This is a genomic window from Halorubrum sp. SS7, assembly GCF_005435055.1.
GTDB classification, from domain to species: Archaea; Halobacteriota; Halobacteria; order Halobacteriales; family Haloferacaceae; genus Halorubrum; species Halorubrum salinarum.
Genome location: NZ_SGXV01000228.1, coordinates 1 through 616 on the forward strand (window position 1 = coordinate 1; position 616 = coordinate 616).

The 616-nt window shown below is 56.0% G+C and carries 1 pseudogene; it reads right to left on the bottom strand.

The features are described from left to right. A pseudogene (locus EXE44_RS17770) lies at positions 1-341 on the bottom strand (N-ethylammeline chlorohydrolase); the annotation flags it as partial. Between the last annotated feature and the right edge of the window lie 275 nt (positions 342-616).

Below are 616 nucleotides of genomic sequence, written 5' to 3' on the forward strand. Positions count from 1 at the left end.
AGTTTGTATCCAGCCTCAGTGAGGTAATCGTACTCACCGTCCGCGATATGGCCGTAGATGGCGGTCATCCCACCCATCATCTCCAGCAAACCAAGGTCGCTGAACGCGCCGATCAACGGCGTCAGTTCGAGATGCGTATGAGTGTTGACCAGACCCGGCATCGCTACCATCCCGTCACCGTCGATCACGTGGTCAGCGTCAGCGATAGCGTCCTCGTTCTCGGTTGTTCGAACGTCCGTGATGCGCCCATCGTCGATGCGGAGCGTCCCGCGTTCGTAGAGTTGGTTCGAATCATTAACCGTGAGAACGTACGCATCGTGGATGACTATGTCAGAGGGCATCTAATCATTCTCCTAATCATTCTGTATTCAAAGCTGGGAAAGTGGTGGGTAGACAACCCGCGTCTCTCGCCTTAGTTCGATAGCCCCTCCTCACCTCGTTCAGTTCGCAGGCGCATTTCACCGGCTGATTCAAGACGTGGATAGAGAAAAGAAGGCCTTTCACCTGCTGACTAGATCCCCTGTATCTCGCACAGGGTGTGTCAGTCCCCGAGAATTTCAACGGAACCAACCGTCGGAGGCGGGCGGACCGCGCTTACGCCGTCGCCGCCTCGATG